We start from the raw sequence: 10,533 nt of genomic DNA on the forward strand, positions 1-10,533 counted from the left end.
GTCAACGGCCGGCGCAAAATGGGCTTTCGATTCGCCGCTGCCTGGAATGCTCCCGATGGAACTGTCGACGCTCGCTGTTTTCATCCCGGCCTGCTTTGCGCTGAACATGGCGCCGGGGCCGAACAACCTGCTGTCCATCAGTAACGCCTCGCGTTATGGCTTCGTCCGGGCGTGCAGCGGCGGCATCGGTCGGCTACTGGCGTTTGCGATCATGATCGCCCTGGCAGCGGTGGGGCTTACCGCCGTGCTGCACACCTCGGAGTTGCTGTTCCTGGGGATCAAGCTCGTCGGTGCCGCTTACCTGTTCTATTTGGCTGTGCAATTGTGGCGGGCCCAGCCTGAGGCCGGCAGTGAAGCCGCGGTCGCGTCGATGAGCCGGGCTGGCCTGGCGCGCCAGGAGTTCCTGGTGGCGATCGGCAATCCGAAGGCGATCCTGTTGTTCACCGCGTTCCTGCCGCAATTCGTCGACCGAACAGGTACCGTCACCCAACAGTTCGCCGTGCTGGGAGGTTTGTTCCTGGCACTGGAGTGCATCGCCATAGGCCTGTATTGCTACATGGGCATTTACGCGCGGCGGCTGTTCGCCCGGCCCAGTGGCAAGCGCCTGTTCAATCGGATGTGTGCAGGGCTGCTGGCCAGTGCGGCTTCGTTTTTGCTGGTGGCACGGCGGACTTGAGCGCCATGACGAGGGGATTTTGTGGGAGCAAGGCTTGCCCGCGATACAGGCACCTCGTTACCGCAGGGACCGCGTTGTCCTCATCGCGGGCAAGCCTTGCTCCCACAGATAAATTCTCTCGCCTCAAGAGCCTGGCATGAAAAAGCCCCTGGCGACCCGGTCGCCAGGGGCTTTTTTTTACACGCGGGTATTACAGGCCGGCAGCGGCGCGCAGGGAGTCGGCGCGGTCGGTTTTTTCCCAGGTGAACGTGGTGAACGTATCGTCACCCACGGTCTTGGTCTGCGGCGTACGACCGAAGTGGCCATAGGCTGCAGTGTCCTGGTACATCGGGTGCAGCAGGTCGAGCATGGTGGTGATGGCGTATGGACGCAGGTCGAACACTTCACGGACCAGGTTGATGATCTTGTCATCGCCGATCTTGCCGGTGCCGAAGGTGTTCAGCGAGATCGACGTAGGCTGCGCCACGCCAATGGCGTAGGACACCTGGATCTCGCAGCGCTCGGCCAGGCCGGCGGCGACGATGTTCTTGGCGACGTAACGACCGGCGTAGGCCGCCGAACGGTCAACCTTCGATGGGTCCTTGCCGGAGAACGCGCCGCCGCCGTGACGGGCCATGCCGCCGTAGCTGTCGACGATGATCTTGCGACCGGTCAGGCCGCAGTCGCCCACCGGGCCGCCGATGATGAACTGGCCAGTCGGGTTGATGTGGAACTGGGTGTCCTTGGACAGCAGTTCGGCAGGCAGCACGTGCTTGACGATCAGTTCCATCACGCCTTCGCGCAGATCTTTGTAGGACACTTCTGGATTGTGCTGGGTCGACAGGACAACGGCGTCGATACCCACCACCTTGCCGCCTTCGTAACGGCAGGTCACCTGGGACTTGGCGTCCGGGCGCAGCCAAGGCAGCAGCCCGGACTTGCGGGCCTCGGCCTGGCGTTGAACCAACTGGTGCGAGAAGGTGATCGGGGCCGGCATCAGCACGTCGGTCTCGTTGCTGGCGTAGCCGAACATCAGGCCCTGGTCGCCGGCGCCCTGGTCTTCAGGCTTGGCCCGATCAACGCCTTGGTTGATGTCGGGGGACTGCTTGCCAATGATGTTCATCACGCCACAGGTCGCGCCGTCGAAGCCGACGTCGGAGCTGTTGTAGCCAATGCCCAGGATGACGTCGCGGACGATCTGCTCCAGGTCGACCCAGGCCGACGTGGTGACTTCGCCGGCGATGATCGCCACGCCCGTTTTCACCAGAGTCTCGCACGCCACGCGGGCGAACTTGTCTTCAGCAATGATGGCGTCCAGCACCGCATCAGAAATCTGGTCGGCGATTTTGTCCGGATGCCCTTCAGACACGGACTCGGAGGTGAAAAGGGAGTATTCGCTCATCTCGATGTTTTCCTACAAGTTACCGTTGGTGAGTGTCGCCAGTCGGCCGCTGAAAGTGGCGAACCTGGATCTGGAAACCATTACGTAAGCCTACATAGAGGCTTTCCCCGGGCACGAGGCCCGCAGCGGTGGCCCAGCGGGCCAGGTCGTCCTGTTCAAAACCGAGCCAGAGATCGCCGCAGGCCTCCCTGGCCCAGCTCTGGTTGTGGCTGCATAACTCGGTCACCAGCAGGCTGCCGCCCGGTTGCAGCAGGCCGGCCATGTGCTTGAGTGCATCGGCCGGCGCGGCGAAATGATGCAGCACCATGTTCAAGACAACGCAGTCGGCCTGCAGGCTCATGCCATCCAGCGCATCGGCCAGTTGCAGGCTGACGTTAGCCAGGGCCTCGCGTTCACACACCTGGCGCGCCAGTTCGAGCATGGCCGGGCTGTTGTCCAGTGCCGTCACCTGGCTGAAGCGCCGCGCCAGTTCCGGCAGGAAAGCACCATCACCGGGGCCGACTTCGATCGCCGTGGCCGTGGCTTCGAAGCTGAGTTTGTCGAGCAGCGCCACGACGCTTTCGCGGTATTGCGGCAAGCCGGCGATCAGGTCTTGCTGGGCGCGAAATTTCTCGGCGACCCGGGCGAAAAAATCCTGGCTGGCGGCGGCCCGTTGCCCGTGTACCTGGGCGATGCGAGCCTGTACGTCGGTCGGCAGGTTCAGCGCGTCCACTTCGTCCAGCAGCGCCGCGTGCAGCTTGCCGCCCAACAGGTCGGTGTGGGGCAGGGCACGGCGATAGAAAATGGCGTTGCCTTCGCGGCGGGTCGCCACCAGGTCGGCCTGGGCCAGGACCTTGAGGTGGTGGCTCATGCCGGACTGGCCGATGCCGAAGATCTGCGCCAGCTCCAGCACGCCGAACGAGTCGTTGGCCAGGGCGCGCAATACATTGAGCCGCAACGGATCGCCGCCGGCCTTGCAAAGGGCCGCCAGCTCATCGCAGTCGTCATGGCGAATGGAGGGCGCAGGTAAGTTCATAGTGCGGCAGTCTAGTGAGGGGTTTGGATCACCGCAAGTTCAATATCAAAAAGTTTTGATATTGGTGGATAAATGGCACTTCCCAACCTGTGCTTGACTCTACAAGCCATCAGCGGAAAGGTTTCACCTGGCGAATGCGACTTTATCCACCGGAAAAACGCCCAAGGATGACTATCTGTCATTGCCCCGGGGTGGGTGGGTGAGGGAAAATGCTCGCCTTTTTTCAGTTCCATTTTTATTCATTCTCGATTCAATACCCGCAGGAGAACAGCGATGCCCAGCCGTCGTGAGCGTGCCAATGCCATTCGTGCCCTCAGCATGGATGCCGTGCAGAAAGCCAACAGCGGCCATCCCGGTGCCCCCATGGGTATGGCGGATATCGCCGAGGTGCTTTGGCGCGACTACCTCAAGCACAGCCCGAGCAACCCAGCCTTCGCCGACCGTGACCGTTTCGTACTGTCCAACGGTCACGGCTCGATGTTGATCTACTCGCTGCTGCACCTGACCGGCTACGACCTGTCGATCGATGACCTGAAAAACTTCCGCCAACTGCACAGCCGCACCCCGGGCCACCCGGAATACGGCTACACCCCAGGCGTGGAAACCACCACCGGTCCATTGGGCCAGGGCTTGGCCAACGCCGTGGGTTTTGCCTTGGCAGAAAAAGTCCTGGCAGCGCAATTCAACCGCCCCGGCCATAACGTCGTCGATCACCATACCTACGTGTTCCTGGGTGATGGCTGCATGATGGAAGGCATTTCCCATGAAGTCGCCTCCCTGGCCGGCACCCTGGGCCTGGACAAGCTGATCGCCTTCTATGACGACAACGGCATCTCCATCGATGGCGAAGTCGAAGGCTGGTTCACCGACGACACTCCCAAGCGTTTCGAAGCCTACAACTGGCTGGTGATCCGCAACGTCGACGGCCACGATCCTGAAGAGATCAAGACCGCCATCGAGACCGCCCGCAAAAGCGCCCAGCCGACCCTGATCTGCTGCAAGACCACCATCGGTTTCGGCTCGCCGAACAAGCAAGGCAAGGAAGACTGCCACGGCGCGCCACTGGGTGCCGAGGAAATCGCCCTGACCCGCGCCGCGTTGAAGTGGAACCATGGCCCGTTCGAAATCCCGGCCGACATTTACGCCGAGTGGGATGCCAAGGAAAAAGGCCGCGCGCTCGAAGCCGAATGGGATCAGCGTTTCGCCGCGTATTCCGCCGAATTCCCTGAGCTGGCCAACGAGCTGGTGCGTCGCCTCAGTGGCGAGCTGCCGGCGGACTTCGCCGAAAAAGCCTCGGCGTACATCGCTGAAGTCGCCGCCAAGGGTGAAACCATCGCCAGCCGCAAGGCCAGCCAGAACACCTTGAACGCCTTCGGCCCATTGCTGCCGGAACTGCTGGGCGGTTCGGCCGACCTGGCCGGTTCCAACCTGACCCTGTGGAAAGGCTGCAAAGGCGTCAGCGCGGAAGATGCCAGCGGCAACTACATGTACTACGGCGTTCGCGAGTTCGGCATGAGCGCGATCATGAACGGTGTGGCGCTGCACGGCGGCCTGGTGCCTTACGGCGCGACCTTCCTGATGTTCATGGAATATGCCCGCAACGCAGTGCGCATGTCGGCGCTGATGAAAAAACGCATCCTGTATGTGTTCACCCACGATTCCATCGGCCTGGGCGAAGACGGCCCGACTCACCAGCCGATCGAGCAACTGGCGAGCCTGCGTTGCACGCCGAACCTGGACACCTGGCGCCCTTGCGATGCCGTGGAGTCGGCGGTGGCCTGGAAACACGCCATCGAGCGCAACGACGGTCCATCGGCGCTGATCTTCTCCCGCCAGAACCTGCAGCACCAGAACCGCGATGCCGACCAGATCGGTGATATCACCCGCGGCGGCTACGTGCTCAAGGACTGCATCGGCGAGCCTGAACTGATCCTGATCGCCACCGGTTCCGAAGTCGGCCTGGCCGTCCAGGCCTACGACAAGCTGACCGAGCAGGGCCGCAACGTACGCGTAGTGTCCATGCCTTGCACCAGCGTGTTCGACGCCCAGGATGCTGGCTACAAGCAAGCGGTGTTGCCGCTGCAGGTCAGTGCGCGGATCGCCATCGAGGCTGCTCACGCCGATTACTGGTACAAGTACGTGGGCCTGGAAGGTCGCGTGATCGGCATGACCACCTACGGCGAATCGGCGCCTGCGCCGGCGCTGTTCGAGGAATTCGGCTTCACCCTGGAAAATATCCTGGGTCAGGCTGAAGAGCTGCTGGAAGACTAAGACACGACGCGGTGGTCGAGACCACCGCGCTTCCTGTAGGAGCTGACGAGTGAAGCGAGGCTGCGATCCTTTGATCTTGATCTTTCACTTGAGATTCAAGCGTCAGGGGAAAGATCGCAGCCTCGTTTCACTCGTCAGCTCCTACAGGGATTTGTGTGGTTAACACGAATTCGTTTCCCCGCGACTATCGAGAGCCCCATGCCCCAACCGCGTCCCTACAAAGTTGCACTCAACGGCTACGGCCGGATAGGTCGTTGCGTCCTGCGTGCGTTGTTCGAGCGAGGGGCCAAGGCCGGTTTCGAGATTGTGGCGATCAATGACCTGGCCGACATGGCCAGCATCGAATACCTGACACGCTTTGACTCCACCCACGGCCGGTTCCCCGGCGAAGTGCGGGTCGAGGGCGATTGTCTGCATATTAACGGCGACTGCGTGAAGGTCTTGCGCAGTGCCACCCCCGAAGGCATCGATTGGGCGTCCCTGGATGTCGATCTGGTGCTCGAGTGCTCCGGCGCCTATCACACCCGCGAAGACGGCCAGCGTTTTCTCGCTGCCGGCGCGCCACGGGTGCTGTTTTCGCAGCCGATGGCCAGTGAAGCGGACGTGGACGCCACCATCGTCTACGGCGTGAACCAGGATTGCCTGACCGGCGAAGAGCTGCTGGTGTCCAACGCGTCCTGCACCACCAACTGCGGCGTGCCGCTGTTGCGCCTGCTGGACCAGGCCATTGGCCTGGAATACGTGTCGATCACCACCATTCACTCGGCGATGAACGACCAGCCGGTGATCGACGCCTACCACCATGAGGATTTGCGCCGCACCCGTTCGGCGTTCCAATCGGTGATTCCGGTGTCCACTGGTCTGGCGCGCGGCATCGAACGGCTGTTGCCGGAACTTGCGGGGCGAATTCAGGCCAAAGCCGTGCGGGTGCCGACGGTCAACGTGTCCTGCCTCGACATTACGATGCAGACCGTGAGCGATACCGACGCCACCGAGGTCAACCGGATCCTGCGCGAAGCCGCCACCAGCGGTCCGCTCAAAGGTCTTCTGGCCTACACCGAGTTGCCTCATGCCAGTTGTGATTTTAACCATGACCCACATTCGGCCATCGTCGATGCCAGTCAGACCCGTGTTTCCGGGCCGCGGCTTGTGAACATCCTGGCCTGGTTCGACAACGAATGGGGGTTTGCCAACCGAATGCTGGACGTTGCCGAGCATTACCTGCAAACCGCTTCTAAAAAACCTGCTCTCTAAACAGTTACCCAGGAATTGCGACCCATGACCGTGTTGAAGATGTCCGACCTCGATCTGCAAGGTAAGCGCGTACTGATCCGCGAAGACCTCAACGTCCCCGTCAAGGACGGTGTTGTCACCAGCGACGCGCGCATCCTGGCCTCGCTGCCGACCATCAAGCTGGCCCTGGAAAAAGGTGCGGCCGTGATGGTCTGCTCCCACCTGGGCCGTCCGACCGAAGGTGAGTTCTCGGCGGAAAACAGCCTCAAGCCTGTGGCCGATTACCTGAGTCGTGCCCTGGGCCGCGAAGTGCCATTGGTCGCTGACTACCTGGGCGGCGTGGACGTGAAGGCCGGCGATGTCGTGCTGTTCGAAAACGTGCGCTTCAACAAGGGCGAGAAAAAGAACGCTGACGAACTGGCCCAGCAATACGCCGCCCTGTGCGACGTGTTCGTGATGGACGCCTTCGGCACCGCCCACCGCGCCGAGGGTTCGACCCATGGCGTGGCGAAGTTCGCCAAAGTCGCCGCCGCAGGCCCGTTGCTGGCTGCCGAGCTGGACGCACTGGGCAAGGCCCTGGGCTCCCCGGCCCAGCCGATGGCTGCCATTGTTGCCGGCTCCAAGGTCTCCACCAAGCTGGACGTGCTCAACAGCCTGAGCCAGGTCTGCAACCAGTTGATCGTCGGTGGCGGCATCGCCAACACCTTCCTCGCCGCTGCGGGTCACCCGGTCGGCAAATCCCTGTACGAACCGGACCTGCTGGACACCGCCCGGGAAATCGCCGCCAAGGTCAGCGTACCGTTGCCGGTGGACGTGGTCGTGGCCAAGGAATTCGCAGAAAGCGCCACCGCCACCGTCAAGCTGATCGATGACGTCGCCGAGGACGACATGATCCTCGACATCGGCCCGCAAACCGCAGCCAACTTCGCCGAACTGCTGAAATCTTCCAAGACCATCCTGTGGAACGGCCCGGTCGGCGTGTTCGAGTTCGACCAGTTCGGCAACGGCACCAAGGTGCTGGCCCAGGCCATCGCCGACAGCGCTGCGTTCTCCATCGCCGGTGGCGGTGACACCCTGGCGGCCATCGACAAGTATGGCGTGGCCTCGCAGATCTCCTACATTTCTACCGGCGGCGGCGCATTCCTCGAGTTCGTCGAAGGCAAGGTGTTGCCTGCCGTGGAAGTCCTGGAAAGCCGGGCCAAGGCCTGAAGCACCATTGACCAGGCAAAGGAGTGTTCTGATGGTCAAGACGATCCCGTTGCTGTTGGCGGCGACGATGCTGGTGGCCTGCTCAAGCAGCCCGCAGGCTCCGGCCCCGCAACCCGGCACGCCGGCGCCCGAAGACGGCTGTTACCAGGCCGACTGGCAGGCCGAGACCAACCCGGTGCTGAACAAGCGTTCCGGACCGGACGGCCTGGACAAATACGAGACGCAAACCCCGGCCAAGGAACATGGTTGTCCTTGACGGGGCTGACTCTTAACTCATGGCTGGCGGCGTGTGCCGTCCGTCGAGGAACACGGATGAAAGGCTTGATCGCCGTCGTGGCGTTGGCACTGCTGGGCGGTTGTGCGCAGTTGGACTTTTTGCACACGTCCGAACCTGTTGAAGGTTGGACGACCTGGACCTGCGACAGCGAGGCCAAGGTGCTCTGGCGCTACACCGACACCGCCCACAAGGAAGTCGATGTACGCCTGGGCGGCGCCGATAAGGTTTATCGCCTCAAGCTTGAGCCGGGTGCTGAAGGTTCACTGTACAGCGATGACATGCTGGCGTTTCACGTCAAGGGTGAGGAAGGCCTGGTGTATTGGGTCGCCACCAATGACTTGATTGGGCGTGGCTGCAAGGCCGAGTGACAAGATTGATCCACACGGATCCAGAGGCTGGAGCAGAACCCATGTGGGAGCGAGCTTGCTCGCGATAGCGGTGTATCAGGCGACAGTGATGTCGCATGTGCCGCCCTCATCGCGAGCAAGCTCGCTCCCACAGGGATTGCGTCAGTATTTGGGTTTAGCGATACCGAACACGCAGCTCGGGCCGACCCCCGATCCGCAATGACTTGAATAGCCGCCGCCGCTCCGGCAGGCTGGCACGATTAACGACCCTCGACCGGGAGAGAGACACAATGGCACTTATCAGCATGCGTCAGATGCTGGACCACGCAGCCGAGTTCGGCTACGGCGTTCCAGCCTTTAACGTCAACAACCTTGAGCAGATGCGCGCCATCATGGAAGCCGCTGACAAGACTGACTCTCCGGTGATCGTCCAGGCTTCGGCCGGTGCCCGCAAATATGCTGGCGCGCCGTTCCTGCGTCACCTGATCCTGGCTGCGATCGAAGAATTCCCGCACATCCCGGTGTGCATGCATCAGGACCACGGCACCAGCCCGGACGTCTGCCAGCGTTCCATCCAACTGGGCTTCAGCTCGGTGATGATGGACGGTTCCCTTGGCGAAGACGGCAAGACCCCGACCGACTACGAATACAACGTACGCGTCACCCAACAGACCGTGGCCATGGCCCACGCCTGCGGCGTGTCGGTGGAAGGTGAGTTGGGTTGCCTGGGTTCGCTGGAAACCGGCATGGCCGGTGAAGAAGACGGCATCGGCGCCGAAGGCGTGCTGGACCACAGCCAGATGCTGACCGATCCGGAAGAAGCGGCGGACTTCGTCAAGAAGACCCAGGTCGACGCCCTGGCCATCGCCATCGGCACCAGCCACGGCGCCTACAAGTTCACCAAGCCGCCAACCGGCGACGTGCTGGCGATCGACCGCATCAAGGAAATCCACAAGCGCATTCCCAACACTCACTTGGTGATGCACGGTTCTTCCTCGGTTCCACAAGAGTGGCTGGCGATCATCAACCAGTACGGTGGCGACATCAAAGAGACCTACGGCGTGCCGGTTGAAGAAATCGTCGAAGGCATCAAGTACGGCGTGCGCAAGGTCAACATCGATACCGATCTGCGCCTGGCTTCTACTGGTGCGATGCGTCGTTTGATGGCGACCAATCCGAGTGAGTTTGATCCGCGTAAGTTCTTCGGTGCGACCGTGACCGCGATGCGTGATGTGTGTATTGCGCGTTATGAGGCGTTTGGTACTGCGGGTAATGCTTCCAAGATCAAGCCGATCTCGCTGGAGGCTATGTATCAGCGGTATTTGAAAGGTGAGTTGAACGCTAAGGTTAATTGATGTTTTAGCGTTGTTAGAAAGCCCGCAGTGATGCGGGTTTTTTTATGTTTTGGATTTGTGTGTAGATCCGTTTTTTGGGTAACGGCTGCTTAGGGTTCCGCCCTGACGGCGGCTCACTTTTGAAGAGCGCAAAAGTAAGCAAAACGCTTTTGCCCCACCACTCGGTGCCTCGCTAGGGCTCGGCATGCCTGAACGAAGGCATTGCTCCGTGGGCCCGCCGCGAAGGGCCATCCATGGCCCAGCGCGGCTACCTCGGCATCCATGCCGAGGTGCCCACTGCGCAACACCTTCGTTCAGCCATCGTGGTTAACGGGGCGCCCGAGATCAACGTCCACGCCGAGGCGGCCTTATAGCCGACCTGGCTCTTAATGGGGACCGCGTTTCCCCTGTGGGAGCAGGTGTGTGTGGGAGCAAAGCTTGCTCGCGAGGCGGCCTGACAGCCGGCTTGGCTCTTGCGGTCGTACACCTGTCAGATCTGTGGGAGCAAAGCTTGCTCGCGAAGACGGTGGCACATCCAGCGCTGATGCAAGCTGATCGATCGCTATCGCGAGCAAGCTTTGCTCCCACAGGTCCTGCTCAAACAGAGCTGATGGGTGTACGACCGGGAGAGCCAGGTCGGCTACTAGGCCGCCTCGGAAAGGCCGTTGATCTCGGCGCCCCGTTAACCACGCTGGCCGAACGCAGGCATTGTGGAGTGGGCAACCCGGCATGGATGCCGGGTTAGCCGCGCTGGGCCATGGATGGCCCTTCGCGGCGGGCCCACGGAGCA

General features: G+C 61.7%; 10 protein-coding genes. 7 read left to right on the top strand and 3 right to left on the bottom strand.

What is annotated here, in order from left to right:
* The first annotated feature begins 55 nt into the window (after positions 1-55).
* Entirely contained in the window at positions 56-676 is a 621-nt protein-coding gene (locus ASC85_RS12810) for a LysE family translocator (protein WP_027912928.1), read from the top strand.
* A 190-nt stretch (positions 677-866) separates the two neighbouring features.
* On the opposite strand, the gene metK is transcribed toward ASC85_RS12810, so the two are convergent.
* From metK to ASC85_RS32115, 3 genes are read right to left on the bottom strand one after another with little or no spacing between them, the layout of a single operon-like run.
* Positions 867-2,057 (bottom strand): methionine adenosyltransferase, encoded by a 1,191-nt coding sequence (gene metK / locus ASC85_RS12815; protein ID WP_013694443.1) that lies wholly within the window; start codon positions 2,055-2,057, stop codon positions 867-869.
* Positions 2,058-2,076: 19 nt separating this feature from the next.
* Positions 2,077-3,072, bottom strand: coding sequence for an ArsR/SmtB family transcription factor (locus ASC85_RS12820; RefSeq protein ID WP_057449571.1), 996 nt, complete (start codon positions 3,070-3,072; stop codon positions 2,077-2,079).
* 11 nt (positions 3,073-3,083) lie between these two features.
* The gene (locus tag ASC85_RS32115) at positions 3,084-3,305 is read right to left on the bottom strand and encodes a hypothetical protein (protein ID WP_139209484.1); all 222 of its coding nucleotides are present in this window, start codon (positions 3,303-3,305) and stop codon (positions 3,084-3,086) included.
* Between the two features lie 40 nt (positions 3,306-3,345).
* Between ASC85_RS32115 and tkt the strand changes: the two genes are divergently transcribed.
* The 6 genes from tkt to fba all read left to right on the top strand — a co-directional run bounded on the left by tkt (position 3,346) and on the right by fba (position 9,764).
* Positions 3,346-5,343, top strand: coding sequence for a transketolase (gene tkt / locus ASC85_RS12825; RefSeq protein WP_057449572.1), 1,998 nt, complete (start codon positions 3,346-3,348; stop codon positions 5,341-5,343).
* Between the two features lie 198 nt (positions 5,344-5,541).
* Complete coding sequence (gene epd, locus ASC85_RS12830; protein WP_014340625.1) at positions 5,542-6,597, top strand: erythrose-4-phosphate dehydrogenase; 1,056 nt, start codon at positions 5,542-5,544, stop codon at positions 6,595-6,597.
* A 24-nt stretch (positions 6,598-6,621) separates the two neighbouring features.
* The gene (locus ASC85_RS12835; RefSeq protein ID WP_057449573.1) at positions 6,622-7,785 is read left to right on the top strand and encodes a phosphoglycerate kinase; all 1,164 of its coding nucleotides are present in this window, start codon (positions 6,622-6,624) and stop codon (positions 7,783-7,785) included.
* Between the two features lie 31 nt (positions 7,786-7,816).
* Complete coding sequence (locus tag ASC85_RS12840; RefSeq protein ID WP_014340623.1) at positions 7,817-8,041, top strand: hypothetical protein; 225 nt, start codon at positions 7,817-7,819, stop codon at positions 8,039-8,041.
* Between the two features lie 56 nt (positions 8,042-8,097).
* The gene (locus ASC85_RS12845; RefSeq protein WP_003206388.1) at positions 8,098-8,430 is read left to right on the top strand and encodes an MliC family protein; all 333 of its coding nucleotides are present in this window, start codon (positions 8,098-8,100) and stop codon (positions 8,428-8,430) included.
* Between the two features lie 269 nt (positions 8,431-8,699).
* Positions 8,700-9,764, top strand: coding sequence for a class II fructose-bisphosphate aldolase (fba, locus tag ASC85_RS12850; RefSeq protein WP_003177554.1), 1,065 nt, complete (start codon positions 8,700-8,702; stop codon positions 9,762-9,764).
* Positions 9,765-10,533 lie beyond the last annotated feature (769 nt).

This window comes from Pseudomonas sp. Root401 (assembly GCF_001425105.1).
In the GTDB taxonomy this organism is placed as follows: Bacteria; Pseudomonadota; Gammaproteobacteria; order Pseudomonadales; family Pseudomonadaceae; genus Aquipseudomonas; species Aquipseudomonas brassicacearum.